This window comes from Streptomyces sp. JL2001 (genome assembly GCF_050917515.1).
Classification (GTDB): domain Bacteria; phylum Actinomycetota; class Actinomycetes; order Streptomycetales; family Streptomycetaceae; genus Streptomyces.
This window is the reverse complement of sequence record NZ_CP169421.1, coordinates 5,876,005-5,901,625: the sequence shown is the minus strand read 5'-3', so window position 1 is coordinate 5,901,625 and position 25,621 is coordinate 5,876,005. Positions and strand designations below refer to the sequence as shown.

Below are 25,621 nucleotides of genomic sequence, written 5' to 3'. Positions count from 1 at the left end.
CCTTTGGTGCGCCCAATGTTGGTCGCGGCCGATGCGCCGAGCCCCCTGCCAAGCATGGCGTGCACGCGTCAAACTCCCGGTGAACGCCTCCCCCACCTCCGACTGGAGAGTGCGATGCCAACCTCCGCCTTCCTCCCCCGCGCCCTCGCGCTGACGGCCGCCGCCCTGCTCGCGGCCACCGCGGCCGCCCCCTCGGCGCACGCCTCGGCCCCGCCCCCCGGCGAGGCGGACACCCCGCTCGCCCCCGGAGCCGCCTACAAGGCCGCGTACGACACCCTCGGCGCTCAGCGCCTGACCCCCGCGCAGCGCAGACTCGACGCCGCCAAACAGGCGCGGGCCGCCGACACCTCCGCCACCGCACGCGGGGCCGGGGCCGCCCTCGCCGGGTACAAGCTCTCCGGCGCCCTGCACCAGTCGCAGAAGACGTCCTACTGGTGCGGACCGGCCACCCTCGTGATCACCCAGTCCGCCCACGACGGCGTCGCCGGCCGGTCCCAGCAGGACGCGGCGACCCTCCTGAAGACGAACACCAGCGGCACCGCCTGGTACGGCGTCAACATCAACGTGCCCGGCCCGACCGGCTATCCGATGGCCGACGCCCTCAACCACCGGCTGCCCGGAGCCGGATACGTGCCCAGGGCCCTGCCGTACACCCCGACCGCCACCGACAAGGCCAACTTCAAGCAGCACATCACCCACAACACCGACAACGACTACGCGATAGCCGGCAACGCCTGGGAGGTGCCCGGCGGCCCGCACCTCGTCGGCCACCCGAACATAGAGATCTTCCACTGGGTGTCGATCGACGGCTACAACACCGACACCGCCGCCGCGCAGGTCGACTACCTCGACCCGGTGGGCGGCGTGAGCACGAGCGTGATCTCCTGGGCGGGCTCCGTACCCAGGTCGGCGCACATCTCCTCCGACACCCTCACCACCATCATGGGCGGCCGTGGGTACGTCTGGTAGGCCCGCTCTGCCGGTCCTGCTGCTGACGGGCATCCTGCTGGCGGGGTGCTCGTCGGGGCGGGCGGCTCCCGACCCCACGACGGCTCCGGACCGCGCGGCCGCGGCGGACGGGACGACCGCGCCCCGCGCCCCGAGCGGCGTCGCGTCCCCGACCCGGCCCGGCCCGGGGACCCTCGCCGCCGCATGCGAGGTGCGGCTGCCCGCCGCCTGGAGCTCCGCGCTCGACGCCGGCGAGGTGCGCACCCCGTCCGCCGAGCGGGCGGTGCTCACCGACACCGGCCCCGGCTGGACCGCGGTCCAGCTCAGCGGCCCCGGCGGGCGACGCGCCGCCCTCGTACCGGCGGACGGTGCCCCCCGCACCCTGCTGCGGCTCGCCGACCCCGTCGAACACCAGCTGCTCGCCGCCGACTTCGACGGCCGGCGGTGGGCCGCGTTCGCCGTCCTGGAAGGACGGACGCTGGACAGCCCGTGGAGTCTGTACGTCTGGGACGGCAGCACCGGCAGGGCCCGGCGCCTGGCCCGCGCCGACCGGCCGGGACCACTCCCGCACCCCGTCGTGAGCGGAGGGACCGTCCACTGGGCGCAGGGAGTCGGCGACGGCAAGGCGACCGTCTACGCGGCCCCGGCCACCGGCGGTGCGCCCCGCGCCCTGCACACCGGCGTGCTCGACACCCCGTTCACCGCCGGTGGACTCCTGGTGTGGCGCGAAGCGGCCGGCGCGGCGACCCGGCTGGCCGCCGTCTCCCTGACGGGACTGCGGGCCGCCGCCCTGCCCGCGCCGCTGGCCGGCCTCCGCGACGTCCGTTCCGTCGTCTCCGACGGCACGACCTGGGCCTGGGTCGCGGGCGAGAGCGAGCCCGCCCTGATGGTGTGGCGGACGGGAGACGCCCGGCCGACGGCCGTGGTGACGCGGTCGCCGGCCGTCGACGGCATGGACCAGCTGCGGGTCAGCGGCCGGCTCGTCACCTGGCGCACCCCGGAGACGTCCTACGCCCTGGACCTCGGCTCGGGTTCGTACACGCGGATCACGCCGGCGTACGGCTACGCCCAGGCGAGGGACGGCGCCCTGGCCGTCGCGTACAGCCTGGGAAACGCCAAGGCGAACGGCTCCCGGCCGGTGATCCAGGTCGTGGACGCCGGCCGGCTGCCCGGGCTGCCGGGCTGTGGCCGATGAACGGCTCCCAGGGGTGTCCCGTCGGTCACGCCGGGAGCCCGGAGCGACCGACGGGACACCCCCAGGTTTGAGGAGTCCGCCCTCGCGCCAGGGATGGGGGCATGTCCACACACGTGTCCGAAGAGGTGCGGGAGGCTCTCCACGAGGGCCGTCCCGTCGTCGCGCTCGAGTCCACGATCATCGCCCACGGCCTGCCCCGCCCGCGCAACCTCGCCGTGGCCCGGGAGCTGGAGGCCCTCGTACGGGACGAGGGCGCCGTCCCCGCCACCGTCGCCGTGATCGACGGCACGGCCCACGTCGGCCTGGACCCGGCCCGGCTGGACCGCATCGCGGAGGATCCGGACGTCCGCAAGCTGGGCCACCGCGACCTCGCGCCCGCGCTCGCGGCCGGCGCGACGGGTGCGACCACCGTCTCCGCGACGGCGTGGCTCGCCGACTCCGCCGGCCTGCGGGTCTTCGCGACCGGCGGGCTCGGCGGCGTGCACCGGGAGTGGACCCGGACGCAGGACGAGTCGGCGGACCTCCGGCTGCTGTCCCGGGTGGGGATGACGGTCGTCTGCGCGGGGGTCAAGTCGATCCTCGACGTCCCGGCGACCCTCCAGCGACTGGAGACCCTGGGCGTGACGGTCCTCGGCTACGGCACGGACAGGTTCCCCGGCTTCTACCTGGCCTCGTCGGGCGAGCCGGTCGACTGGACCGTGCGGACGCCGGAGGAGGTCGCCGGCGTGATGCGGGCCAGGGACGCACTGGGCGGGCCGACCGCGGCGCTGATCGTCGCCAACCCGGTCGCCGCGGCAGACCAGCTCGATCCGGCGCTGCACGACCGGGTGCTGGCCCAGGGGCTGGCCGCCGCCGAGGAGAAGGGGATCACCGGCCAGGCCGTCACGCCCTTCCTGCTGGAGTACCTGACCGTGCACACGCACGGGGCCTCCCTGGAGGCGAACCTGGCCGCGGTGCGCGGCAACGTACGGCTCGCGGCGCGGATCGCGGCGGCCCGCGGCGACGCCGGGTGACGGGCCTGCTGGTCGTCGGTGACGTGGTCACCGACGTCGTCGCCCGGCACCGGAATCCGCCGACGCCCGCCACGGACACGGCCGCCGAGATCCGTACCCTGCCGGGCGGCGCCGGCGCCAACGCGGCCTGCTGGGCGGTCCGTTCGGGATGCGAGGACGTACGGCTGCTCGGCCGGACCGGGGACGACGCGGCCGACTGGCACGCCCGGGCGCTGCGCCGGGCCGGGGTCCGGCCGCTGCTGGTCACGGACCCGCACGCCGCGACGGCGACGGTGATCGCGCTGGTCGACGCGAGCGCCGAGCGGACCTTCCTGACCGACAGCGGCGCGGCCCTGCGCCTCTCCCCCGCCGACTGGTCCCCCGGCCTCCTGGAAGGCGTCGCCCATCTGCACCTGTCCGGGTACCTCTTCTTCGCCGCGCCGAGCCGCGAGACGGCGCGGTGTGCGCTGCGGGACGCACGGCGGGCGGGCATCCCGGTGAGCGTGGATCCCGCGTCGGCGGGTTTTCTGGCGGAGCTGGGGGCGGACCGGTTCCTGGCCGCGACGGAGGGCGCGGACGTGCTCTTCCCCAACGCCGACGAGGCCCGGCTGCTGACCGGGCTCGCCGAACCGGCCGCCGCGGCTGCGGTGTTGAGCCGGAGCTTCCCGCTGGTCGCCGTCACTCTGGGCGCGGCGGGGGCGCTGGTGGCCGAGGCGGGGGCGGTGACCGCCCGGGTCCCGGCGCCGGAGGTCCGGCCGGTCGACTCCACGGGCGCCGGCGACGCCTTCACGGGCGCGTTCCTCGCCGCCCGCCTCGCGGGGGCGGACGCGGTGGAGGCGGCCGAGGCGGGCTGCCGGGCGGGCGCGGAGGCGGTGACCGTGGTCGGGGGACGTCCGCCCTACGACGACAGGTAGGGGCTTCCCGTCGGGCCGCGTCACAGGCGCCCCTTCGCCCTCCTCCTCAGGCCGCGTCGCCGCCGGTGAGGCCGGTCCAGGCGGGGTGTCGGGGGTCGTCGGCGCGGACGACCACGTCGGCGGCGTCGGAGGGGCCGACCTCCTGCTCGTACCGCGCGAAGGCGGGCAGCGTCCAGGGTTCCTCCGTGCGCCGGGCGAGGGCGGCGGGCGACAGGCCGAGGTGGACGGTCAGGTCGAAGGGGAACCAGTGGCCGAGCAGGAAGGGGCCGTGCAGCAGCAGGACGCCTCCGGGCGGCAGGGTCACATAGGGGCTCCGGGTGGCCCGGTCGGTCTCGGGGTCCCACAGGTCGGGCAGCACACGGCCGCTGCCGCCGGCGTCCAGCGGGCCGAGGACCTCCCGCCAGAGGGCCCCGGTGTCGAACCAGCCGCCGTAGTACGCGTCCGGGTCCCGCCGCCCGTACTCGTAGCGCAGCGACGCCGGGCGCAGGAACCCGTCGGTGCCCACCACGAGCACGGACCGGCCGCGCAGCCGCAAGGCGGCGGCGATCTGCCGGGCCGTCTCCGCGGTGGGGGCGGCGGGCGCGCCGTCGATCCCGATCCTGAGCCGGTCGCCGCCGTCGCCGGGAACCGTCCCGTCGACGTGCGCCGCGACGGCGTCGGTCAGCTTCTCCCACGTGATCGGCGTGAATCGCACCCCGCCATCATGCCGGTCGGTCGCCGCCGGGGGCGCGCGGGGCGGCGGCGCGGTGGTGTGCGGAGGCAGGCGCCGGGCCCGCGGCCGGCGCCGGAGGTGCCTCAGCCCTGTGCGCAGGCGGGGGCCGGTTCGTCCACGGAGAGCGGAGCGCCCTTCGGCAGCAGGTAGGTGACGTAGAGGACCACCGGCTCGGTGCCCAGGTTGCGTCCGATGTGGACGTGCCTGCGGCCGGCGGGCTCGATGAACGCCTGACCGGGGAAGGTCTCCTCGACCGAGCAGTCGTCCAGGGTCCGGGTCAGCGTGCCGGACTGGACGACGGCGACGAGCTGGCCGGGGTGGTGGTGCCAGCCGGTGGAACCGCCCGGCGCGACGGTGATGGTCCGGACGGTGACGTCGGTGTCGCCGTGGGGCGGCTTGATCCTGAGCCTGCCGTCCGAGGTGCCCTTGGCGAGGACCGTGCCGCTGACACCGGTGCCGGGCGTGGCCAGCGCGGCGGACGGGACGACCGCCATCGCCGCGATCGTGCCGGCGGCGACCAGGCCCTTGCGCAGCCGTGCACCGGGCCGTCTCCCGCGTATCTCCGTCTCCATGGAAATCCCCTCCCGCTTCGCTGACCGGCCGTACGGTCGACGGCCGCCGAAAGAGCATCACGCTACCCGGATCACCCGCGTCGCGGACGGGATACGGGCCGGATGCCGGGACACGGGAACGCGGGGACCCGACCGGGCACGGTCCGCACGGGGGCTGCGGCGAGGGGAGGTCCGACCGGAAGGCGGCGATCGGAGCGGCGGCACCGGCGGGGTGCGGCCGGACGGTGGCCCGACCGGCGGAGCGGTGCCGGCGGTCAGGCCGACGGAGCGGTGACGGGCGCGAGTTCGGAGTCCCGGGCGCCGCCGGTGGACTCGGTGAACTCGGCTCGGCCCGTCGCGACGGCCTGGGCCAGGGTGAGTTCCCCGCTCGCCAGGGCCCGGCAGGTCGCCGTGTCCGTCCGCAGGTGCGCCTCGGGCGCCGCGGCCGGGCCGTCGCCGTACTCCGGGGCGCCGTCGCCTCCGACCCGCAGGTGGAACTCGCCCTCCGGCAGCGTCACCTGGACCACTCCCCCGGCCGTACCGGCCAGGGCGCGCAGCAACGGGATCGCGAACCAGTGCGCGCGGACGGCGTCGGTGGGCCGGGGTTCCTCCAGGGTCGTCGCGCCCCAGGCCGCGAGGGCCTGCAGCACGGGGAGCAACGTCCTGCCGCGGGCGGTGAGTTCGTACACGTAGGCCGGGCCGGGAGGCGGCAGGCGGCGCCGGGTGACGAGTTCGGCGCCCTCCATGTCCTTGAGCCGGCCGGCCAGCATGTCCGTGCTGACGCCGGGCAGATCGGCGTGCAGGTCGGTGTAGCGGCGCGGTCCGGCGAGGAGTTCACGGACGATCAGCAGCGTCCAGCGGTCGCCGACGGCGTCGAGGGCACGGGCGGCGGCGCAGTACTGGTCATAGCTTCGGCGGCGTGGCATGCGACGCAGTCTAGACAAGTTGTTGGACTTTCCAAGCTCGAACTTGGTAAAACCAAGCATCAGTGTTTCTGGGGAGGTCGTCGCAATGGAGTTCCGGCAGTCGAGCAAGTTGAGCGAGGTCTGCTACGAGATCCGCGGTCCGGTGATCGAGCACGCCAACGCCCTGGAGGAGGCGGGCCACAGCGTCCTGCGCCTCAACACCGGCAACCCGGCCCTCTTCGGCTTCGAGGCGCCCGAGGAGATCGTCCAGGACATGATCCGGATGCTGCCACGGGCCCACGGCTACACCGACTCGCGCGGCATCCTCTCCGCCCGGCGGGCCGTCGCCCAGCGCTACCAGGCACAGGGCCTGCCGGACGTCGACGTCGACGACGTGTTCCTCGGCAACGGCGTCTCCGAGCTGGTCTCCATGGCCGTCCAGGCGCTCCTGGAGGACGGCGACGAGATCCTGATCCCCGCCCCGGACTTCCCCCTGTGGACCGCCGCCACCACCCTCGCGGGCGGCAAGGCGGTGCACTACCTGTGCGACGAGTCGGCCGACTGGTACCCGGACCTCGACGACATGGCGTCGAAGATCACCGACCGGACACGGGCCGTCGTGATCATCAACCCCAACAACCCCACCGGCGCGGTCTATCCGCGCGAGATCGTCGAGGGCATCCTCGACCTCGCCCGCCGCCATCAGCTCATGGTGTTCGCCGACGAGATCTACGACCAGATCGTCTACGACGACGCCGTCCACCACACGGCCGCCGCACTCGCCCCGGACCTCGTCGTCCTCACCTTCTCCGGACTCTCCAAGACCTACCGGGTGGCGGGCTTCCGCTCCGGCTGGCTGGTCGTCAGCGGCCCCAGGCAGCACGCGAAGAGCTATCTGGAGGGGCTGACCATGCTCGCCTCGATGCGGCTGTGCCCCAACGCCCCCGCCCAGTACGCCATCCAGGCCGCGCTCGGCGGACGGCAGTCGATCCACGAGCTGACCGCCCCGGGCGGCAGGCTCCACGAGCAGCGCAACCGCGCGTGGGAGAAGCTCAACGAGATCCCGGGGGTGTCCTGCGTGAAGCCGAAGGGCGCGCTCTACGCCTTCCCCCGGCTCGACCCGAAGGTGCACCGGATCCACGACGACGAGAAGTTCGTCCTCGACCTGCTGCTGCGCGAGAAGATCCAGGTGGTGCAGGGCACCGGCTTCAACTGGCCGCGTCCCGACCACTTCCGCATCCTGACCCTGCCCTACGCCGACGACCTCGACGCGGCCATCAGCCGCATCGGCCGCTTCCTCGGCGGCTACCGCCAGTAGGGCGGCCCCGTCGAGCCTTCGAGGACGACGCGCCAGGTCCCGTACGGCCCGCCGTGGCGGGCCCTTCGGGTGCGGGGCACGCCCGGAAAAGGAGCGGGTCCGAGGGCGTAGCCTGCCCCCGGACCCTGTCGATGCCGCTCACGATCACACGCCGGCACAGTTGAGGACCCGGGTCATTCGTCATTGCGTCGCGTCCTGCCGTTGGACCACCGCCGATCGAGCTCGGCGGACCAGATTCGAACTGGCATTTCGACGCACCAGGGCCCGGGCCCGGTCGATCCGGCGATGAGCGGCGAATGCTGAGTCTGGAGCAATAGTCTGAGATTGACCGCGGTCTGCCTCTGCCTGATTGGGCCATCCCGGCAGGAAGTGCCGGGAGGAGGACTCGAACCTCCACTGGAACCGCGGATGTCACGACAAGGCTCAGCTTCAGCTTTGCGCTCCTCGCGCACCCCGGCCGCGCTGTGCGGCCGGGGAGTCTGTGGTGTCCCGGCTACCCGAAGAGGTAGCCGAAGACGGCGTCGCCGACACGCTGGTCGGTGACCTCGGCGCCGTTCGCCTCCTCACGGGCGAACTTCACCGCCTGCTGGAGCTTCTCCACCCGCTCCAGGAGCTCGTTCACCCGGCGGGCCGGCAGGGCGCCCGAGAACTTCACCGTGGTCCAGTAACCGACCGGCACGTCCTCGTAGTAGACCTCGACCTGCGCCGGGTGCTTGTCGGTCGCCTCCGCCTTGACGTGGTTGCGCGGCACCTTCTTCGTGCGGACCGTCCGGACGACCTCGGTCTTCCACGCGTCGGTCGACGGGTCCTGCGTCCACGACTCGGCGGCGTCCAGCACCGGCAGCTTGCGGACGAAGGTGTTGATGTCCGTCAGCTGCTTCTCCAGGAAGAGCAGATAGGCGACGGGCACCTGTCCGACGAGCACCCGCCCGTCGACCGTGATGTCCGCGCGCGCCTCGCAGTTCGCCCAGTCCTTGGTGGCCGTCACATCGAAGAGGCGGGTCAGCGCCCGCGCGGTGTCGCGCAGCACGTCCTCGGCCTTCACCTGCACCAGCGTCGACTCGGGCGGCAGCTGCTCGCCCTCCTCGTCCTTCGGCTGGTACGTACGGGAGATGCCGGCGAGCAACGCGGGCTTCTGCAGCCCGTGGTGTGCCGTCGTCAGGTCCTGGTGCGCCCGGGACTTGACGCCCTTCTCCACTGCGATGATCTGATTGAGTTTCGTTGCCACGTCGTCGACCTTAGGGCGGGGGCCCTCGTGGATCCATCGATTTTCCCGCCGGTCCGGACCGCGCACGGGGCCCTCGCCGAGAGGCCGGCCGCTCCCTCGTTCCGTGACACCACCCGGCTCGTGCGGGACACGACCGTGCCGTCCGGCGCCTCGCCCGCCCTTCGCTGAGGAGGACCGTCGTGGATCTCGTCGCGCCCGTGGTCGTCGAGCCGCTCAAGCGCCGCCGCTGTTCGGAGTGTCACCGCGGACCGCTGGAGCGGATGATCGTCGAGTTCAACGCCCCGGTCTGCCTGGACTGCGCGGACCTCGGCCACCTGGTGTTCCTCCGTCGCGGCGACACGGCCCTCACCCGCCGGGCCCGCGAGGGCTCCACCCTGTGGGCGGTGGTCGTACGGCACAACCGGCGGCGCACCCGGTACGAGCGGCAGGGCCTGCTCGTCGAGGAGGCGGCGCTCGCCCGCGCGGAGTCGGCCTGCCTGGCGGACGCGGAGGCGCGGGCCCGGCGCCGGGCACGGGACGCGGACCGCCGGGCACGGCACGACGCGGAGATCACGGCCGTCCTGGAGGCCGAGATCCTGCGTCTCTTCCCGTCCTGCCCGGCCGGGCGAGCCGCGGAGATCGCGGCGCACGCAAGCCGGAAGGGCAGCGGTCGGGTGGGACGCACGGCGGCCGGCCGGGCACTGGACCGGGGCGCGGTCACGGCCGCGGTGCGGGCCTCCGTACGGCATGTCGACACCGTGTACGACACGCTGCTGATGCGGGGCGTTCCCCGCCACCAGGCCCGGGCGAGAGTGGCACCCGCCATCGAGGCGGTGCTCCGGGCCTGGCTCACGGAATGAGGCGGCGACGGCCTCAGGCCTCGCCGCCCATCCGGCGGGCGCGACGGTACATGAGCGCGCCCCCGAGCATCAGCGCGGCCGCGGCCGGGGCGGCGATGCCGGCCATGTCCGAGCCGGTGCTGGCGAGCGCGGCGGACTCGGCCTGCGGCGCGAGCCCCGGCACCTCGGTCTCGGGAGTGGAGGTGGGCGGGGTCACCGTCTCCTTCGGCGGGGTCACCACGCGGGGCGTCTCGGGCTTGGCGGGGCCGTTGACCGCGGTGTTGCCGAAGGTCGGGTTGCCGATGCCGACGACGTTGACCGAGTTGCCGCTGAGGTTGACGGGGAGGTCGATCGGCAACTGCAGGCCGTTGCCGGACAGCACGCCCGGGGAGTTGTGCGCCACGCCCTCGGCGGCGGAGCCGCCGCCGTTGGAGGCACCCCCGCCGGTGTGTCCTCCGGCGTGACCGCCCGAGTGTCCGCCGGCGTGACCGCCGGTGTGACCGCCGGTGTGACCGCCCGAGTGTCCCGCACGCGGCGTCGCGGGCTGGTCCTTGTGCGCCCGGCCACCGCCGTCGGAGCCGCCCGAGCGGTTCACGCAGCCGTTGCCGAAGGCCGGGTTGAGCAGCCCGACGACGTTGACGGTGTTCCCGCACGCGTTGACCGGCACGTGCACCGGCAGCTGAACGGAGTTGCCGGAGATCACGCCGGGCGATCCGACAGCGGCGCCCTGTGCACCGGAGTCGGCGTGCGCGGCGCCCGCCGAGAGCGCGATCGCGCCACCCGTGACCATCAGTGTGGCCAGACCACTTCGGCGAATCTGCCTCATGGCTTCCTGCCTTCCGGAAGGTGTTCCGCGGGCATTCGCCCGCATCCGCAATAACGCCATCCGGACCCGGCGGGATCAGGCCGTCGGCGTGATTCACCCCATCGAGTGGGAATGCCGTCGAACGTACGTGGGCAGAATCGCGCCACACATCACGGCCGCCCTCACACCACACCGCTGTCCGGTCCGTGCTCCGGCGCCCTCTCCCCTCACCGACCCGTGCGACGGCCCGCCCGCGCACAGGCACGCCCGCCCGCGCACGCGGGGACGCCGCAAGGCCGCGGGATTCACGAGGCCCCGCTCCTCCCCCGCGCCGGATCCCCCGCGATTCCGCCTTGCATGCTCGGCACCGGAAGCGGTACCCGGCCCCGTCAGCCGCCGAGGAGGTCGGTGAGCGCGCCCACGGGATCGGCGTCGGGCGTGCCGCGGGGCCACCAGTCCTCGCGATCGGCATCGGACTCGTAGCCGTACCAGAGCCCGTCCCGGCCGAAGCGGAGCTGGAGCGACCGGGTGGAGAGCCGGTTGCGCCAGGGACGGAACGACGGGAGGTCGGCGGCGAGCAGCGCGGGGCGGGCCCGGTCGAAGGGCCCGGCGGGCGGATCCCAGGGCTCTTCGAGGACGTCGAGCCCGGCGAGGCCGCCCTGGCGCCACGCGGCCACCGCGCGGGCGAGGTCGGTGGGGGTGCGGTCGAGGGCGTGGCCCAGGTCGCGGTAGAGCGCGCGGGTCGACGCGGTGAGGCCGGAGCCGGGGTGTGCGGCGGCGAGGCGGACCGCGTCCTGCCACGGGGTGAGCGTGGCGACGGTGTCCTCACCGGTGACCAGGAAGGCGTGGGCCCGGGCGGCCGCCTCGGTGGCGAGGAGGTCCAGCACCAGCGGGTCGGGGGCGGCGGGGTCGGGCGGGTAGGCGGGCGGGCGGCCCGGCCGGGGCGGCACCGGAAGCGGGTCGGGCAGGGGTGGCAGTGGCCTGCGCACGGCGTCGTCCTGGGGCGGGCCGAGCACGGCGCGGGCCGGGACCGTCGCCAGGGCGGGCGCCGCCGGTCCCGCCTCGGCCGCCGACCGCGCAGCATTGCGCCGGGTCAGTGCCGCGAGGATCTCCTGTTCGCCGCGTCCGCGCATCAGGAGGAGGACGAAGGGGTCCTCGTCGAGGAGGCGTGCGGCCTGGTAGCAGAGGGCGGCGGCGTGCTTGCAGGGGAAGCCGTCGTCCGGGCAGGAACAGTCCGGGATCAGGTCGCCGGGGGCGGGCAGCAGCCCCGCGACGGCTTCCAGGGCGTGCGGGACGTCCTTGTCGAGCAGGGCGGCGATGTGCTCGGGCCGGGCGGCGACCTCGTCCAGGAAGCGCTCCCAGCCGTCGTCCCCGAGGGTGCGCATCCGGATCTCGGTGCGGTAGGGGCGGGGGCGGGTGCCGTGGACGTAGGCGACGACCCGGCCGGGCGTGACCGTGATGGCGTCGACGTGACCGCGCCCGGCGTACGCCTTGCCCCGGGCCAGGCGCGCCCCGTCGAGGGCGGTGCCCTCCAGGGCGTCCACCCAGGCGTTGCCCCACCACGTGCCGGCGAACCGCCCGTCCGGAGCCTCGCGCGGGGCGAGTTGCGGGAAGGTGCGGCGACGGTCGTCGTGGCGCGGGTCGAAGGTCCGGGCGGCCGGCCGTCGCCGGTTCATGACGGCCTCCTCAGGGAGACCAGGTCCGCCAGTTCCCGGTCGGTCAGTTCGGTCAGCGCGGCCTCGCCGGAGCCGAGCACGGCGTCGGCCAGGGCCCGCTTCGCCCTCAGCATCTCGGCGATGCTGTCCTCCACCGTGCCCTCGGCGATCAGCCGGTGGACCTGTACCGGCTGCGTCTGGCCGATGCGGTAGGCGCGGTCGGTGGCCTGTTCCTCGACCGCCGGGTTCCACCAGCGGTCGAAGTGGACGACGTGCCCCGCCCGGGTGAGGTTGAGTCCGGTGCCCGCCGCCTTCAGGGACAGCAGGAAGACGGGCACCTCGCCGTCCTGGAAGCGGTCCACCATCCGCTCGCGCTCCGCCACGGGCGTTCCCCCGTGCAGCAGTTGGGCGGGGACGCCCCGGGCGGCCAGGTGGTCGGCCAGGAGCCGGGCCATGGAGACGTACTGGGTGAAGACGAGCACGGAGCCGTTTTCGGCGAGGATCGTGTCGAGGAGTTCGTCGAGCAGGGCGAGCTTGCCCGAGCGGCCGGCGAGCCGGGCCGTGCCTCCGCCGCCCGGTGTCTGCTCCTTGAGGTACTGCGCGGGATGGTTGCAGATCTGCTTGAGCGAGGTGAGCAGCTTCATGACGAGCCCGCGGCGGGCGATCCCCTCCGCACCCTCGATCTGCGCCATGGTCTCGCGGACCACGGCCTCGTAGAGCGAGGCCTGCTCGCGGGTGAGGGGAACGGGGTGGTCGGACTCGGTCTTGGGCGGCAGCTCGGGGACGATGCCGGGGTCCGACTTGCGGCGGCGCAGCAGGAACGGCCGTACCAGGCGGGCGAGTCGCTCGACGGCCTCGTCGTTCTCGATCTCCTCGCTGTTCTCGACGGCGCGGGCGTGGCGGGAGCGGAACGCCTTCAGCGGACCGAGCAGGCCGGGGGTCGTCCAGTCGAGCAGCGCCCAAAGTTCGGAGAGGTTGTTCTCCACGGGAGTGCCGGTGAGGGCCACCCTGGCCGGTGCCGGGATCGTGCGCAGCGCCTTGGCCGTCGCGGAGAAGGGGTTCTTGACGTGCTGTGCCTCGTCGGCGACGACCATCCCCCACTCCTGCTCGGCGAGCCGGGGCGCGCTGGTGCGCAGGGTGCCGTAGGTGGTGAGGACGAAGCCGCCGTCGGGGCCGTCGCCGAGTCCGGCCAGCGAGCGGCCGGCGCCGTGGAAGCGGCGGACGGGGACGCCGGGCGCGAACCGCTGGACCTCGCGCTGCCAGTTGCCCAGGAGGGACGCGGGGCACACGACGAGGGTCGGCGCGCGGCGCGCGCGGCGCAGGTGGAGGGCGATGAGGGTGACGGTCTTGCCCAGCCCCATGTCGTCGGCGAGGCAGCCGCCGAGGCCGAGCGAGGTCATCAGGTCGAGCCAGGCGAGTCCGCGGAGCTGGTAGTCGCGCAGGGTGGCGTTCAGCCCGGCCGGCGGTTCGGCGTGCCCGGGTCCGCCGACGAGCCGGTCGCGCAGGGTGGCGAGGGCGCCGACGGGCACGGCGGCGACGGTCTCGCCGTCCACCTCCGCGGTGCCGGTGAGGGCGACCGCGAGGGCGTCGACGGGCTCCAGCAGGCCGAGTTCGCGCTTGCGGGCCTTGCGGACGAGGTCGGGGTCGACGACCACCCACTGGTCGCGCAGGCGCACGATGGGCCGGTGGGCCTCGGCCAGGCCGTCCATCTCCCGCTCGGTGAGCGGGTCGCCGTCGAGGGCCAGCTGCCAGTTGAAGCGCAGCAGTTCCTCGCTGTCGAAGAACGCGGTGCCGTCGGTGGCGGAGCCGGGTGCGGTCAGGGCCGGCCGGACGACGGCGGAGGCGCTGAGCGAGCGGGCGAGCTCCCGGGGCCAGTGGACGGCGACCCCGGCGTCGGCCAGCCGGGCGGCCGCGGGGCCGAGCAGTTCGTACAACTCGTCCTCGGTGAGGGCGAGGGCGTCGGGGACGTCGCGCTCCAGGAGGCGCCCGAGGGGCGGCCAGACGCGGGCGGCGCGGCGCAGGGCGAGGACGGCGTCGATGCGGGCCCGGGGTCCGAAGTGCTCGTCGCCGTCGCCCGCCCACAGCGCGGCGGCGTCGATGACGAGGGTGGGGTCGGCGAGGCTGTGCACCTGGAGGAGCGCCGCCGCGGCCTGCCGCTCGTCCCCGCCCTCCTCCGCGATGTCGAAGAGCTCGTAGCCGGCGAGGTCGAGGCGGAGCGAGACCCGGACTCCCGCGTCCATGCCGGCGGCGGCCTCCGCCGCCCAGGCCCGCGCGCGGGGCAGGTGCTGGGCCTCCCGGGCGGCGAACGGCGCGCCGGCCGCGTGCGCGGCGGCGGGGGTGCGGGGCAGGGTGTCGGCGACCGCGTCGAGGAAGGCCCGGACGAGCGCCTCGGGCTCGGGCAGCCGCAGCGGGCCGCGGCCGGGGACGGGCACGGCGTGGGCTTCGTAGGGCATGGCCGCGGCGACGGCGCGCAGGTGGGCGATGTCCTCCGCGTCCAGCGGGCCGGCCCGCCAGGCGTCGAGGTCGTCGGCGGTGAGTCCCGGCAGCAGCCTGCCCCGCGCGGCCAGCTGGAGGGCGTGCAGGGCGGCGGCGCCCCAGCAGGCGGTGGCGGGGTGGGCGGCCGGGTGGTGGCGGGCGGCCACGAGGTGGGGCAGGGCCTCGGCGACGGGGAGGAGTACGGCGGGCACGGTGCGGCCGCGGGCCCCGGCGCCGTGCCGTCGTACGACGGTCAGCTCGGTCCGGGTCCCCTGCCCCGTGTCCCCGGGCAGCGGCGCACCGTCGGGCGCCCAGAAGGCGACCCGGCCCTCGCGGGGAAGCGCGGCCGGCAGGAAGACGGCGGCACTGGTCCGCCAGCTGTGCGTCACCGCTGCCCACCTCCCGTTCCGCGACGGATTCCGCTGGATCTCCGACCTTACGGGTGAGGTCTGACAACCGGGTCCCCGCGGTGCTTCGCCCGGGCGGAGCAGCACCGGGTGCCGCGTCGCCCGGCAGACGGCATGGTGGCCAGGAACAGGGCTTCCGCCGCCTTCGCCCGACAGACGAGGATCCGCCATGTCCGTTCAACGGCGTCTCTGCACCGCAGCCGGGGCCGCACTCCTGACGCTCGGCGTCGCGGGCTGCTCCGGCCTGGGCCGCTCCGCGGTGGGCACACTGACGTACGAGACCGAGCGCGACCTGGTCGTCACGGTGACGAGTCCCTCGGTGAACGGCTGCCACCTGCTGGGGCCGGCGGGCACGCGGAAGGTCGAGAACCGGACGCTCAACGACATCCAGATGTACCGGACCCTCGACTGCACGGGTGAGGACCCCATCTACATCGCCACCAACACGACCAACGAGATCGCGCCGGACACCCTGCCCTGGCGCAGCTACAGCGTCGTGCACTGAGAGCGGACTCCACGCCGACGCGCCGCGCCCGGACCCCCGTCCCGGGCGCGGCGCGTCGAGGCGCGCGCGTGCTCACGCGCGCCGTCGCCGGACGAGCGCGAGGAGCTCCTCGTTGTGACGGCGGCGGGTCAGGGCGATGGCGACGAGGGGGACGGCCAGGATCAGCGGGGTCACTGCGTTCTCCCCGTCGAAGACGGTCAGCTGGGTGACGAACGCGCCGATCATCAGGCCGGTCAGAGCGGTCGCCGCGGCGCTGGACAGGATCGGGACCAGCAGGGCGATCGCACCGGCCAGTTCCAGGGCTCCGACCGTGTACATCAGCCAGTCGCCCCAGCCGATCCGGTCGAAGGACTCGGCCGCCGACCAGTGCCCCACCAGCTTGGGCCCGGCGCTCGGGACGGCGAAGAAGAGCGCGAGGACGATCTGGAGGACCCGCACGGTGACGTCGGCACGTCGGCCCGGACGGCGTGCGGTGGTGGTCGTGTCGGCGGCGGTCCGGGTGGCGGTGGTCATGACGGGGTCTCCCTGGGTCGGCGTCTGCTGCGGCGCTTTCACAGGGGTAGACGGGGCGGAGGCCGGGAACTCATCGCCGTTCCGGCGGTCCGTCCGGGGATTCTCAGCGGGACTCGGGTCGGGCTCTCACCCAGGTGCCGTCGTCCGTGAGGACGTCCTCCACGACGAGTCCGGCCGCTGCCAGGCAGCGCGCGAACTCCTTCCCGTCCAGGGGCCGGGAGAGGAACGTCTGGGTCCAGCGGGCGTCGGGGAAGACGTACTCGGCGTGTATCGAGTCGACGCCGTCGCCGACCGGCTCCGCGGACAGGATCCGCACCGTGCAGCCCGCCGCGTCCCGGCGCTCGCGCGGCACGTCTCGGTGCCAGTCCTCGCCCTCCCGCTGGATGAGCACCCGGCCGTCGTCCTTCACATGCCGTCTACACGTCTCCAGCAGGGCCTGCCGGGTGCCGTGCTCAGCCGTGTGCACCAGGAACGAGCCGAGCAGGACCACGTCGAACCGCCGTGCCAGATCCAGCGATTCGATGGAGCCGTGCACGGTCGTCACACCCGGCGAGCGCTCTCTGACCGCCGCCAGCATCTCCGCGGACTCGTCCACCGCCGTGACGGTGAATCCCCGTGCCGCCAGAGGCTCCGTCACCCGCCCGGCGCCACAGCCCAGTTCGAGCACGGTCGACCCGGCGGGCACGGCGGCCTCGATCACGTCGGGCTCGTCGCCGACGGCGAGCCGGCGGTACAACTCGACCGCGCAGCCGTCCGGGGTGATCGCCCCGGGCCCCGTTCCCTGATGTCCCTCACGCATCGGTCGGTTCATACCGGAGGAACGAGGCGGTTCGGACGGCCGTTCCCCTCGCCGCTTCAGGAGGCCGGATATCGCTCGTACGAGTGAACCGGCACTCCCGGGCCGATCTCACCGTGCTCGAACTGGAGCGAGAGGTCGTCGGCCAGTTCGGCGACGACCCGCCGGCCCTCGGTCCGCGTCAGCCACTCGGGCGGCAGCCAGGCATCTCCGTATCGGGCACCCAGCAGGTTCCCGCAGACCGCCCCGGTCGAGTCGCTGTCACCGGAGTGGTTGACGGAGAGCAGGAGCGCCTCCACCGGTGCGGAGGGGTGCGCGAGCAGGCAGTACACCGCGATGGCCAGGGTCTCCTCGGCGATCCAGGCGGCGCCGAGCGACTCCACCCGCTCGGGGCTCGGCGTCCCCTCGCCGGCCAGGTCGACCGCCGCGCGCAGGGCCGCGGTCGTCTCCTCGTGGCCCGGGTGACGGCGCAGCAGGTCCATCGCCCGCAGCACCGCGCCCTCGGCGGACTCGCCCTCCACCAGATGAGCCACGATCGCGGCGAAGGCTCCCGACGCCAGCGCCGCCGTCGGGTGCCCGTGCGTGATCTGCGCGCAGTGCGCGGCCAGTTCGAAGGCGTCGGGCACGGGACGCCCGGTCAGGCCGAAGGGAGCGGACCGCATGACCGTCCCGCATCCCTTGGACTGCGGATTGACGGGTCCGACGCCGAGGGGCCCCCGGGGCGGCGGGACGTGCCCCGCGGCGACGCCGGTCAGGCAGGCGTTCCCGGGCGCCCGGCGGGCGTACAGCCACGGGAGGGTGCGCAGCCGACCCGTCCGTACCAGGTCCGTGCCACCGCGGGCGGGCGGGGAGGGGTAGTTCTGGGTGTCGAGCCAGCGGCGGTACGCGTGGGCCACGCAGGCGGTCTCGCCACCGCCGATCCCCTTGGTGACCGCACGCACGTGTGCCCTGATCAGGCCCTCGACCGTGAAGAGGGTCATCTGCGTGTCGTCGGTGATCCGTCCGACCACCCCGTCCGCGTCCGGCACCGGGCCGGTCACGCCCCGGTCCCCGTACGCCCGCCGGATCGCGCCGAGCGACTGGAACTCGACCGGGCCACCGAGCGCGTCCCCGACGGCGCCGGCCAGCAGACAGCCTCGTACCCGGGATCGTCGCACCGTGGTTTCCCACCACCCCTGACCGTTCACACGCCCCCCTCGCGGGTAGATCCCCAGTAGGCACCCGGCAGGAGGTGCGAGCGCCATGCGTACGGGGAGTGAGCCGACGACCGCGCGCAGTCCGCTGCGCATGCGGTTCTGGCTGAGTCTATGGGGGCTGCTCTGGGCGGCCTTCGGCACGACGGTGTTCGCCCTGGTCGGACGGCCGGGATGGGCGGCGGCCTGCGGGGTGCTCTTCCTGGTGGTCGTGGTCGACCTGGCCATGGTCGTGCGGCACCTGCGGCAGGGGCCGCACTGGCAGCCCGGCCGGGAGATCCCGCCGTACGAACCCGATCACGGCGGTACGGGCCGGCGCCGCTGACCCGGCCGGGTCAGTCGTCGGCGCCGCCGACGCCCTGCGTGCCCCCGAAGCGGGCCGCTTCGAGGTACTCGGGCTTCGGGTCGAGCGCCGCGGCCAGCCGGAAGTGCCGGGTGGCCTGCTCGGGGCGGCCGGAGCGCTGGAAGGTGCGGGCCAGCGCGAAGTGGGCGAAGGCGTTGTCCGGCTCGCGCTCCAGCACGAGTTCGAACTCCAGCTCGGCCGGTCGCAGTTGGGCGGCCGCGAAGAAGGCGCGGGCGCGCAGCAGCCGCGCGGCCGTGTTCTCGGGGTGGGCGGCGATCACCGAGTCGAGCAGCTTCACGGCACCGCGCGGGTCCCGCGCGGCCAGCAGCTGCTCGGCGGCGCGGAAGTCGATGACGTGGGTCTCCGGGTTCCTCTCGGCCACGGTGGCATCCTTCCCCTAGCTCCGGCGGTTCAACATCGCGTACGGCAGTCGTATTCCGCACCGGGACACGATCCGGTCGCCGTCCCCGCGATCCCTACCCAGCCGGGGGCACCGTCGATCGGCAGCGCCCGCACGGCTTTCGCCGCCGGGCGGCCGGGAGACCCCCTGCGACGGCCGTGACGGCCTCCGCCCGGACCGGACCTAGGTCCTGTCCCGGCGATCTTCTCGGGCCCGCGACGACGGCTGCGGCGTCTCGCGGCGTTGTCGGAGTCGCCCGAGTACGCCCAGTACGAGGGCGATCCTCCGCCTTGCGATACACCACATCCGACGCCGCGGCCGGTCCTCGAAGATCGCCCTGACAGGACCTAGGTGTATTGACTCGCAGGGTTGTTCACACGGGTGATGGGCGGTTTGCCGCCGAGTGCGGTGTGGCAGCGGTGGTGGTTGTAGGTGTGGAGGAAGTCTGCCAGGGCTTCGGTGCGCTCGTTGTTTGAGTGGTAGGGCTTCAGGTAGGCCCATTCGTCGAGCAGGGTGCGGTTGAAGCGTTCGACCTTGCCGTTGGTCTGCGGCCGGTAGGCACGGGTCAGCTTTCCGGTCGCACCGAGCTCGGCGAGGGCGTTTTTCCAGGCCAGGCCCTTGCGGTAGGCCCAGGCGTTGTCGGTCAGGACCCGCTCGATGTGGTCGATGCCGTGGCTGTGGAAGAAGGCGGCCGCGCGGGTCAGGAAGCCTGCGCAGGTCGCGACCTTCTCGTCGGCGTGGATCTCGCTGTAGGCGAGGCGGGAGTGGTCGTCGACGGCGGAGTGCACGTAGTCGAAGCCCATGCCGCGGATCGGCCGGCCGGCCTCGCGGCCGTTGGTCTTGTGGCCGCCGCCGTCGGGGATCCGGCCGAGTTTCTTCACGTCCACGTGGATCAGTTCGCCGGGCCGGTCGCGTTCGTATCGGCGGATCACCGTGCCGGTCGGCCGGTCCAGCCATGTGAGCCGGTGCAGGTGGTGGCGGGTGAGGATGCGGTGGACGGTGGAGGCGGGCAGGCCCAGGATCGGGCCGATCCGGGCGGGTCCGAGCTTGCGGTCCCGGCGCAGGTCGCAGACCCGGGCCTCGATCGCCGGCGGGGTCCGGTGCGGTGTCGAGTGCGGGCGGCTGGAACGGTCGCGCAGCCCGGCCTGTCCCTCGGCTCGCCAACGGCGGATCCATTTGTGGGCGGTGGCCCGGGAGATGCCCATCTCGGCCGCGACATGAGCGACCGGACGGCCCGATTCGACACGTTCGACCAGCAGTCGTCTCCCGAAGACGGTCAGTCGGGCATTACGGTGGGACACGAAGGCCTCCGTGCGGTGAAGATTCGACACCTCCACCACACACGGGGGCCTTCGCCATGTTCAAGACCCAACCGTGTCAACAACGTCCGTGATCAATACACCTAGGGCTTCTCGTCGGCCGCCCGCCGCGCCAGTTCCTCCCAGACCTTCCGCACCTGGGGCTCCAGCGCCTCCAGCGGTCCGTCGTTGTCGATCAGGAGATCCGCGACGGCGCGCCGCTGCGCGCGTGTGGCCTGGGCGGCCATCCGGGCCCGCGCCTCGGACTCGGCCATGCCCCGCCGCGCCACCAGGCGGTCGAGCTGGGTCTCGGGGGACGCGTCGACCACGACGACCAGGTCGTAGAGCGGGGCGAGGCCGTTCTCGGTGAGCAGGGGGACGTCGTGGACGACGACGTCGTCCGGGCCGGCGGCCCGCTCCAGCTCGGCGGACCGGGCGCCGACCAAGGGGTGGACGATGGAGTTCAGGGTGGCCAGGCGGCCCGCGTCGGCGAACACGATCGCGCCGAGCTTCGGCCGGTCCAGGGTTCCCTCGGCCGTCAGGATCTCCGCCCCGAAGGCCTCCACGACGGCCGCGAGCCCGGGCGTTCCGGGCTCGACGACCTCGCGGGCGATCTTGTCGGCGTCGATCAGCACCGCCCCGAGGGAGACGAGCAGCCGCGACACTTCACTCTTGCCGGCGCCGATTCCGCCGGTCAGGCCCACCTTCAGCATGAGCGGCAGCTTAGGACCCGCGCCGGGCGGGCGCCCGCGCGGGGCCCGCGGCCGGATCAGGCGTCGCCCTCGCGCTCGGCCAGGAAGCGCTCGAACTCACGCCCCAGCTCGTCCGCCGAAGGCAGGTCCACGGGCTCCGCGACCAGGCTGCCCCGGGTCTCGGCGCCGGCGGCCGCGTCGTACTGGTGCTCCAGGCCCTGGACCAGCGCCACGAGTTCCTCGTCGCCCTCGCCGATCTGGCGCTCTATCTCGGTCTGGGTGCGCCGGGCCTCCGTGCGCAGCGCGTGCGCGACGGTGGGCAGGACCAGTCCGGTGGCCGCCGTGATGGCCTCCAGGGCGGTCAGCGCCGCGTCCGGGTAGGAGGAGCGGGCGACGTAGTGCGGGACGTGCGCGGCGACACCGAGGGTGTCGTGGCCGGCCTCGGTGAGCCGGTACTCGACGAGGGACTCGGCGCTTCCGGGCACCTGCGCCTCGTCGAAGGGGCTGCGGTGGCCGGGCATGAGGTCGGTGCGGTTGCCGTGAGGGGTGAGGCCCACGGGACGCGTGTGCGGGACGCCCATCGGGATGCCGTGGAAGTTCACCGTGAGCCGTACGCCGAGCCGCTCGACGATCTGGCGGACGGCGGCGGCGAAGCGCTCCCACTCCACGTCCGGCTCGGGACCGGCCAGCAGCAGGAAGGGGGCGCCGGTCGCGTCCTGGACCAGCCGGACCTCGATCGCGGGCGTCTCGTACGCCGTCCAGCGGTCGCGCCGGAAGCTGAGCAGCGGGCGGCGGGCGCGGTAGTCCACGAGGCGGTCGTGGTCGAAGCGGGCGACCACCTGGTGCGGAAGCGTCTCGAGCAGACCGTCGACGATCTGCTCGCCGGTCTCTCCCGCGTCGATGTAGCCGTCGAAGTGGTAGAGCATGACCAGCCCGGCCGACTCCTGCGCCAGCGCCACGTCCACCACGGCCAGGCCCTGCCGGTCCCATTCGTACAAATCCTGGGGATCAAGCACGATTTCCGCTCCTCCTCTGTTCCTAGGGGGAACACCTTCCTCGCCGCGCCCATTCCCCCGTGGGCCCGGAGTTGCGCGCCACCCCAACGGTCATTGGTCCAGACCTTGACATGCCCATGAGTGATCTCTACCGTCACGAAGCAGCGTTGTGTTCAGTATTTCGCTCATCGTCCACATACAAGAACACTCGTCTCACGGGAAGGCACCCCCATGCGCACCCGAACGCTGCTCCTCCCGCTGCTTCCGGCCCTCCTCGCCGTACCGCTCGCCGCGCCGCCGGCCTCGGCGGCGACGATCGAGGTCACCACCGCGGCCCAGCTCAAGACGGCTCTGGCCGCCGCCCGGCCGGGCGACACGATCCACCTCGCCGACGGCACCTACACGGGCAACTTCAAGGCCACCGTCCCCGGAACCTCCGCAGCCCGCATCGTCCTGACCGGCTCCCCACGGGCGGTGCTCACCGCGGGCGGCGGCTACGGCCTGCACCTCAACGGCGCCTCGTACTGGACGGTCCGGGGAGTCACCGTGACCGGCGGCCAGAAGGGGATCATGGCGGACGCCGCGAACGGGGTCGTCATCGACGGCGTGACCGTCCACGGCCTCGACATGGAGGGAATCCACCTCCGCAACTCCAGTCGCGACGGCGTGATCAGGAACTCGCGGATCTACGACACCGGGAACGACGGGCGCGGCATGGGCGAGGGCGTCTACGTCGGCTCGGCGGGCGGGCTCTCCGACCGGAGCGACAACGCGCAGATCCTCGGCAACACCATCGGCCCCGACGTCGGCGGCGAGGCCGTCGACATCAAGGAGGGCACCACCGGGGCGAGGATCGTCGGCAACACCTTCGACGGGCGCGGCCTCACGGGCGCCAACTTCGACGACTCGTGGGTCGATGTGAAGGGGAACGGCGTCCTGGTCGAGAACAACACCGGACGCAACACCACCAACAACGGCTTCGAGACCCACACCCAGCAGAGCGGCTGGGGCTGCGGGACGGTCTTCCGCGACAACCACGCGGACCTGACGGGCGCGGTGGGCGCCCAGCAGCTGGCGATCAACGTGCCCAACCGGAGCGGCAGCTGTCCGACGACGGTCCACGCGTCCAACACCGTCACCGGCGGAAAGGGTCTGACGAACATCCCCGTCACCCCGTGAAACGGCACAAGGCCCGCTCCCCCGAGGGGAGCGGGCCTTGTGGCCTCAGCTGTTCAGCTGGTGGTCAGAGCTTCAGCTCTGGCCGCCGGCCAGCTTCTCGCGCAGGGCCGCCAGGGCCTCGTCCGACGCCAGGGCGCCGGAGTTGTCGTCCGACTCCGAGGAGTAAGAACCACCCGAGACGCCCGCCGGGGCACCGGCCGGAGCGGCGGCGCCACCCTCGGCAGCGGCGGCCTCGTCGGCCTCGCGGGACTTGATGACCTGAGCCTGGTGCTGCTCGAAGCGCTGCTGCGCCTCGGCGTACTGGGTCTCCCAGGCCTCGCGCTGGGTCTCGTAGCCCTCGAGCCAGTCGTTGGTCTCGGGGTCGAAGCCCTCGGGGTAGATGTAGTTGCCCTGGTCGTCGTAGGACGCGGCCATGCCGTACAGGGTCGGGTCGAACTCGACCGAGGCCGGGTCGGCACCGAAGGACTCGTTGGCCTGCTTCAGCGAGAGGCTGATGCGACGACGCTCGAGGTCGATGTCGATGACCTTGACGAAGATCTCGTCGTTGACCTGGACGACCTGCTCCGGGATCTCCACGTGGCGCTCGGCCAGCTCGGAGATGTGGACCAGACCCTCGATGCCCTCGTCCACGCGGACGAACGCACCGAACGGAACCAGCTTGGTGACCTTGCCGGGAACGACCTGGCCGATCTGGTGCGTCCGGGCGAACTGCTGCCACGGGTCCTCCTGCGTCGCCTTCAGCGACAGGGAGACACGCTCGCGGTCCATGTCCACGTCGAGAACCTCGACGGTGACCTCCTGGCCGACCTCGACAACCTCGGACGGGTGGTCGATGTGCTTCCAGGACAGCTCGGAGACGTGCACGAGGCCGTCGACGCCGCCCAGGTCCACGAAGGCACCGAAGTTGACGATCGAGGACACGACGCCGGAGCGGACCTGACCCTTCTGGAGGGTCGTGAGGAAGGTCTGGCGGACCTCGGACTGGGTCTGCTCCAGCCAGGCACGGCGGGACAGGACCACGTTGTTGCGGTTCTTGTCCAGCTCGATGATCTTCGCCTCGAGCTCCTTGCCCACGTAGGGCTGGAGGTCGCGGACACGGCGCATCTCGACCAGGGAGGCCGGGAGGAAGCCGCGGAGGCCGATGTCGAGGATGAGACCACCCTTGACGACCTCGATGACGGTACCGGTGACGATGCCGTCCTCTTCCTTGATCTTCTCGATGGTGCCCCAAGCACGCTCGTACTGGGCACGCTTCTTCGAGAGGATCAGGCGGCCTTCCTTGTCCTCCTTCTGAAGGACAAGGGCCTCGATCTCGTCGCCGACCTTGACGACCTCGTTCGGGTCGACGTCGTGCTTGATCGAGAGCTCGCGGCTCGGGATGACACCTTCGGTCTTGTAACCGATGTCGAGCAGGACCTCGTCCCGGTCGACCTTCACGATGACGCCGTCGACGATGTCGCCGTCGTTGAAGTACTTGATCGTCTCGTCGATCGCGGCGAGGAAGGCTTCCTCGTTACCGATGTCGTTGACCGCAACCTGCGGGGTGGTGGCGGTGGTCTCGGTGCTGCTCGTCATGTGGGAAAGGGCTCCGGTTACGGACAGAAAGTCGTAGGTACTGCTACGCCGAGAGCCCGTATCGCACCAAGAAGCCGGACAGCCAATGAAGCGCCGAATCCGCGAACGGAAGGGCGCCTCGAAAACCGAGGGGACATACAACAGGTACGAGCGCGGCCTGCTCCGTCTGAGGCGCGCAGGCCCGCAGCGCAACCTTTAGCATACGGGGGCAGCCGGACAGGGTCAATGCGCGAAGCGCGCACCCGGGGCAGATCGCTCCATAACCGGCACAACTCGAGTCGCCCCAGGCCATCCGGCCGCGGGCCGGGACAGCCGCGCTGAGCGCAAACTACATCGACGGGCGAGATGAACCAAGAGTACGGACGCGAAGACGAGGGCGACTTCGAACCGGAGGCGACCCGGCGTGACGCGGGGGACGCGGAGAGCAGTCGGGCGAGCCGTGGCTGGTGGGACAGGAACGCCGACGAGTACCAGAGCGACCACGGAGCGTTCCTCGGGGACGACCGGTTCGTCTGGGGCCCCGAGGGTCTCGACGAGGCGGACGCGGAGCTGCTCGGACCGGCCGGCGGGCTGAAGGGCCTCGACGTCCTGGAGATCGGTGCGGGCGCGGCGCAGTGCTCGCGCTGGCTGGCGGCGCAGGGGGCGCGGCCGGTGGCGCTCGACCTCTCCCACCGGCAGCTCCAGCACGCCCTGCGGATCGGCGCCGACGTCCCGCTCGTCGAGGCGGACGCGGGCGCGCTGCCCTTCCGGGACGGCTCCTTCGACCTGGCGTGCTCGGCGTACGGGGCGGTGCCGTTCGTGGCGGACCCGGTGAAGGTGTTCCGGGAGGTGCGCCGGGTGCTGCGGCCGGGCGGCCGCTGGGTCTTCTCGGTGACGCACCCGTTCCGCTGGGCGTTCCCGGACGAGCCGGGCCCCGAGGGCCTGTCGGTCTCCGCCTCCTACTTCGACCGCACCCCTTACGTGGAGCAGGACGAGCGGGGGCGGGCCGTCTACGTGGAGCACCACCGGACGGTCGGGGACCGGGTACGGGACGTGGTGGCCGGCGGGTTCCGGCTGCTGGACCTGGTCGAGCCGGAGTGGCCCGAGTGGAACAGCCAGGAATGGGGTGGCTGGTCCCCGCTGCGGGGGAACCTGATCCCGGGCACGGCGATCTTCGTCTGCGAGCGGAGCGAGCGCGCGTAGCCCGCGCCGCAGCCCGGCCGGGCCCGA

The 25,621-nt window shown here is 73.2% G+C and carries 25 protein-coding genes and 1 pseudogene; 10 read left to right on the top strand and 16 right to left on the bottom strand.

The window, feature by feature from the left end; genetic code table 11:
- Window positions 1-114 precede the first annotated feature (114 nt).
- The 4 genes from ACE1OA_RS26320 (at window position 115) to ACE1OA_RS26305 (ending at window position 4,049) form a co-directional block, all read left to right on the top strand.
- Window positions 115-969: a hypothetical protein gene (locus ACE1OA_RS26320; RefSeq protein ID WP_432753488.1), complete on the top strand. Its 855-nt coding sequence runs from the start codon at window positions 115-117 to the stop codon at window positions 967-969.
- Complete coding sequence (locus ACE1OA_RS26315) at window positions 953-2,143, top strand: hypothetical protein (protein WP_386545596.1); 1,191 nt, start codon at window positions 953-955, stop codon at window positions 2,141-2,143. The genes ACE1OA_RS26320 and ACE1OA_RS26315 overlap by 17 nt, the downstream gene beginning before the upstream one ends.
- Before the next feature lie 101 nt (window positions 2,144-2,244).
- Window positions 2,245-3,156, top strand: a complete 912-nt coding sequence (locus tag ACE1OA_RS26310; RefSeq protein ID WP_432753487.1) for a pseudouridine-5'-phosphate glycosidase — start codon at window positions 2,245-2,247, stop codon at window positions 3,154-3,156.
- Window positions 3,153-4,049 carry a carbohydrate kinase family protein gene (locus ACE1OA_RS26305; protein ID WP_432753486.1) on the top strand — a complete coding sequence of 299 codons (897 nt, stop codon included), beginning with the start codon at window positions 3,153-3,155 and terminating at the stop codon, window positions 4,047-4,049. Before ACE1OA_RS26310 ends, ACE1OA_RS26305 begins: the two co-directional genes overlap by 4 nt.
- Window positions 4,050-4,095: 46 nt before the next feature.
- Here the strand turns inward: ACE1OA_RS26305 and ACE1OA_RS26300 are convergent, their stop codons facing one another.
- The 3 genes from ACE1OA_RS26300 to ACE1OA_RS26290 all read right to left on the bottom strand — a co-directional run bounded on the left by ACE1OA_RS26300 (window position 4,096) and on the right by ACE1OA_RS26290 (window position 6,238).
- The gene (locus tag ACE1OA_RS26300) at window positions 4,096-4,743 is read right to left on the bottom strand and encodes a uridine kinase (RefSeq protein ID WP_386543993.1); all 648 of its coding nucleotides are present in this window, start codon (window positions 4,741-4,743) and stop codon (window positions 4,096-4,098) included.
- A gap of 101 nt (window positions 4,744-4,844) precedes the next feature.
- Entirely contained in the window at window positions 4,845-5,333 is a 489-nt protein-coding gene (locus ACE1OA_RS26295) for a cupin domain-containing protein (RefSeq protein WP_432753485.1), read from the bottom strand.
- Window positions 5,334-5,587: 254 nt separating this feature from the next.
- Entirely contained in the window at window positions 5,588-6,238 is a 651-nt protein-coding gene (locus ACE1OA_RS26290) for a winged helix-turn-helix transcriptional regulator (RefSeq protein WP_386543994.1), read from the bottom strand.
- Between the two features lie 85 nt (window positions 6,239-6,323).
- Between ACE1OA_RS26290 and ACE1OA_RS26285 the strand changes: the two genes are divergently transcribed.
- On the top strand, window positions 6,324-7,535 hold the full coding sequence (locus tag ACE1OA_RS26285; protein WP_147980408.1) for a pyridoxal phosphate-dependent aminotransferase: 1,212 nt from the start codon (window positions 6,324-6,326) through the stop codon (window positions 7,533-7,535).
- Window positions 7,536-7,905: 370 nt separating this feature from the next.
- Here ACE1OA_RS26285 and ACE1OA_RS26280 read toward each other — a convergent pair.
- Window positions 7,906-7,993, bottom strand: a pseudogene (locus ACE1OA_RS26280).
- Window positions 7,994-8,028: 35 nt separating this feature from the next.
- A complete protein-coding gene (locus ACE1OA_RS26275; RefSeq protein ID WP_356608053.1) occupies window positions 8,029-8,763 on the bottom strand; it encodes a hypothetical protein in 735 nt (244 codons plus the stop codon).
- 179 nt (window positions 8,764-8,942) lie between these two features.
- On the opposite strand from ACE1OA_RS26275, the gene ACE1OA_RS26270 reads away from it, so the two are divergent.
- Window positions 8,943-9,602 (top strand): DUF2293 domain-containing protein, encoded by a 660-nt coding sequence (locus ACE1OA_RS26270; RefSeq protein WP_356608055.1) that lies wholly within the window; start codon window positions 8,943-8,945, stop codon window positions 9,600-9,602.
- A 13-nt stretch (window positions 9,603-9,615) separates the two neighbouring features.
- Here the strand turns inward: ACE1OA_RS26270 and ACE1OA_RS26265 are convergent, their stop codons facing one another.
- The 3 genes from ACE1OA_RS26265 to ACE1OA_RS26255 all read right to left on the bottom strand — a co-directional run bounded on the left by ACE1OA_RS26265 (window position 9,616) and on the right by ACE1OA_RS26255 (window position 14,905).
- Complete coding sequence (locus ACE1OA_RS26265; RefSeq protein WP_432753484.1) at window positions 9,616-10,407, bottom strand: chaplin; 792 nt, start codon at window positions 10,405-10,407, stop codon at window positions 9,616-9,618.
- A gap of 368 nt (window positions 10,408-10,775) precedes the next feature.
- The gene (locus ACE1OA_RS26260; RefSeq protein ID WP_386543999.1) at window positions 10,776-12,062 is read right to left on the bottom strand and encodes an SWIM zinc finger family protein; all 1,287 of its coding nucleotides are present in this window, start codon (window positions 12,060-12,062) and stop codon (window positions 10,776-10,778) included.
- Complete coding sequence (locus ACE1OA_RS26255) at window positions 12,059-14,905, bottom strand: DEAD/DEAH box helicase (RefSeq protein WP_432753483.1); 2,847 nt, start codon at window positions 14,903-14,905, stop codon at window positions 12,059-12,061. The genes ACE1OA_RS26260 and ACE1OA_RS26255 overlap by 4 nt, the downstream gene beginning before the upstream one ends.
- Before the next feature lie 187 nt (window positions 14,906-15,092).
- Between ACE1OA_RS26255 and ACE1OA_RS26250 the strand changes: the two genes are divergently transcribed.
- Window positions 15,093-15,428 (top strand): hypothetical protein, encoded by a 336-nt coding sequence (locus ACE1OA_RS26250; RefSeq protein WP_356608063.1) that lies wholly within the window; start codon window positions 15,093-15,095, stop codon window positions 15,426-15,428.
- 72 nt (window positions 15,429-15,500) lie between these two features.
- Here ACE1OA_RS26250 and ACE1OA_RS26245 read toward each other — a convergent pair whose 3' ends face one another.
- The 3 genes from ACE1OA_RS26245 to ACE1OA_RS26235 form a co-directional block, all read right to left on the bottom strand.
- Window positions 15,501-15,941, bottom strand: coding sequence for a DoxX family protein (locus tag ACE1OA_RS26245; protein ID WP_432753482.1), 441 nt, complete (start codon window positions 15,939-15,941; stop codon window positions 15,501-15,503).
- 103 nt (window positions 15,942-16,044) lie between these two features.
- Entirely contained in the window at window positions 16,045-16,740 is a 696-nt protein-coding gene (locus tag ACE1OA_RS26240) for a class I SAM-dependent methyltransferase (RefSeq protein WP_432753481.1), read from the bottom strand.
- Window positions 16,741-16,796: 56 nt separating this feature from the next.
- The gene (locus ACE1OA_RS26235; RefSeq protein WP_386544008.1) at window positions 16,797-17,894 is read right to left on the bottom strand and encodes an ADP-ribosylglycohydrolase family protein; all 1,098 of its coding nucleotides are present in this window, start codon (window positions 17,892-17,894) and stop codon (window positions 16,797-16,799) included.
- 85 nt (window positions 17,895-17,979) lie between these two features.
- Between ACE1OA_RS26235 and ACE1OA_RS26230 the strand changes: the two genes are divergently transcribed.
- Complete coding sequence (locus tag ACE1OA_RS26230; RefSeq protein ID WP_384874630.1) at window positions 17,980-18,255, top strand: DUF6343 family protein; 276 nt, start codon at window positions 17,980-17,982, stop codon at window positions 18,253-18,255.
- A gap of 10 nt (window positions 18,256-18,265) precedes the next feature.
- Here the strand turns inward: ACE1OA_RS26230 and ACE1OA_RS26225 are convergent, their stop codons facing one another.
- The 4 genes from ACE1OA_RS26225 to ACE1OA_RS26210 form a co-directional block, all read right to left on the bottom strand.
- Window positions 18,266-18,655: a tetratricopeptide repeat protein gene (locus ACE1OA_RS26225; RefSeq protein WP_432753480.1), complete on the bottom strand. Its 390-nt coding sequence runs from the start codon at window positions 18,653-18,655 to the stop codon at window positions 18,266-18,268.
- Between the two features lie 365 nt (window positions 18,656-19,020).
- Window positions 19,021-19,974, bottom strand: coding sequence for an IS481 family transposase (locus ACE1OA_RS26220; protein WP_432753479.1), 954 nt, complete (start codon window positions 19,972-19,974; stop codon window positions 19,021-19,023).
- A 101-nt stretch (window positions 19,975-20,075) separates the two neighbouring features.
- The gene (gene coaE / locus ACE1OA_RS26215; protein WP_432753478.1) at window positions 20,076-20,684 is read right to left on the bottom strand and encodes a dephospho-CoA kinase; all 609 of its coding nucleotides are present in this window, start codon (window positions 20,682-20,684) and stop codon (window positions 20,076-20,078) included.
- A gap of 56 nt (window positions 20,685-20,740) precedes the next feature.
- Window positions 20,741-21,679: a PAC2 family protein gene (locus ACE1OA_RS26210; protein ID WP_384873553.1), complete on the bottom strand. Its 939-nt coding sequence runs from the start codon at window positions 21,677-21,679 to the stop codon at window positions 20,741-20,743.
- Between the two features lie 210 nt (window positions 21,680-21,889).
- Between ACE1OA_RS26210 and ACE1OA_RS26205 the strand changes: the two genes are divergently transcribed.
- A complete protein-coding gene (locus ACE1OA_RS26205) occupies window positions 21,890-22,837 on the top strand; it encodes a right-handed parallel beta-helix repeat-containing protein (protein WP_432753477.1) in 948 nt (315 codons plus the stop codon).
- A gap of 72 nt (window positions 22,838-22,909) precedes the next feature.
- Here the strand turns inward: ACE1OA_RS26205 and rpsA are convergent, their stop codons facing one another.
- A complete protein-coding gene (gene rpsA / locus ACE1OA_RS26200; RefSeq protein WP_019885395.1) occupies window positions 22,910-24,412 on the bottom strand; it encodes a 30S ribosomal protein S1 in 1,503 nt (500 codons plus the stop codon).
- Window positions 24,413-24,757: 345 nt separating this feature from the next.
- Here rpsA and ACE1OA_RS26195 point away from each other — a divergent pair, with 345 nt between their 5' ends.
- Complete coding sequence (locus ACE1OA_RS26195; protein ID WP_356603368.1) at window positions 24,758-25,594, top strand: class I SAM-dependent methyltransferase; 837 nt, start codon at window positions 24,758-24,760, stop codon at window positions 25,592-25,594.
- Window positions 25,595-25,621 lie beyond the last annotated feature (27 nt).

What these genes read in the sequence shown, in the direction of transcription:
- ACE1OA_RS26250 (WP_356608063.1), top strand. Translation starts at nt 15,093, where the DNA reads ATGTCCGTTCAACGGCGTCTCTGCACCGCAGCCGGGGCCGCACTCCTG.
- ACE1OA_RS26310 (WP_432753487.1), top strand. Translation starts at nt 2,245, where the DNA reads ATGTCCACACACGTGTCCGAAGAGGTGCGGGAGGCTCTCCACGAGGGC.
- ACE1OA_RS26240 (WP_432753481.1), bottom strand. Translation starts at nt 16,740, where the DNA reads ATGCGTGAGGGACATCAGGGAACGGGGCCCGGGGCGATCACCCCGGAC.
- ACE1OA_RS26265 (WP_432753484.1), bottom strand. Translation starts at nt 10,407, where the DNA reads ATGAGGCAGATTCGCCGAAGTGGTCTGGCCACACTGATGGTCACGGGT.
- coaE (WP_432753478.1), bottom strand. Translation starts at nt 20,684, where the DNA reads ATGCTGAAGGTGGGCCTGACCGGCGGAATCGGCGCCGGCAAGAGTGAA.
- ACE1OA_RS26260 (WP_386543999.1), bottom strand. Translation starts at nt 12,062, where the DNA reads ATGAACCGGCGACGGCCGGCCGCCCGGACCTTCGACCCGCGCCACGAC.
- ACE1OA_RS26285 (WP_147980408.1), top strand. Translation starts at nt 6,324, where the DNA reads ATGGAGTTCCGGCAGTCGAGCAAGTTGAGCGAGGTCTGCTACGAGATC.
- ACE1OA_RS26245 (WP_432753482.1), bottom strand. Translation starts at nt 15,941, where the DNA reads ATGACCACCGCCACCCGGACCGCCGCCGACACGACCACCACCGCACGC.
- ACE1OA_RS26295 (WP_432753485.1), bottom strand. Translation starts at nt 5,333, where the DNA reads ATGGAGACGGAGATACGCGGGAGACGGCCCGGTGCACGGCTGCGCAAG.
- ACE1OA_RS26290 (WP_386543994.1), bottom strand. Translation starts at nt 6,238, where the DNA reads ATGCCACGCCGCCGAAGCTATGACCAGTACTGCGCCGCCGCCCGTGCC.
- ACE1OA_RS26320 (WP_432753488.1), top strand. Translation starts at nt 115, where the DNA reads ATGCCAACCTCCGCCTTCCTCCCCCGCGCCCTCGCGCTGACGGCCGCC.
- ACE1OA_RS26230 (WP_384874630.1), top strand. Translation starts at nt 17,980, where the DNA reads ATGCGTACGGGGAGTGAGCCGACGACCGCGCGCAGTCCGCTGCGCATG.
- rpsA (WP_019885395.1), bottom strand. Translation starts at nt 24,412, where the DNA reads ATGACGAGCAGCACCGAGACCACCGCCACCACCCCGCAGGTTGCGGTC.
- ACE1OA_RS26195 (WP_356603368.1), top strand. Translation starts at nt 24,758, where the DNA reads ATGAACCAAGAGTACGGACGCGAAGACGAGGGCGACTTCGAACCGGAG.
- ACE1OA_RS26205 (WP_432753477.1), top strand. Translation starts at nt 21,890, where the DNA reads ATGCGCACCCGAACGCTGCTCCTCCCGCTGCTTCCGGCCCTCCTCGCC.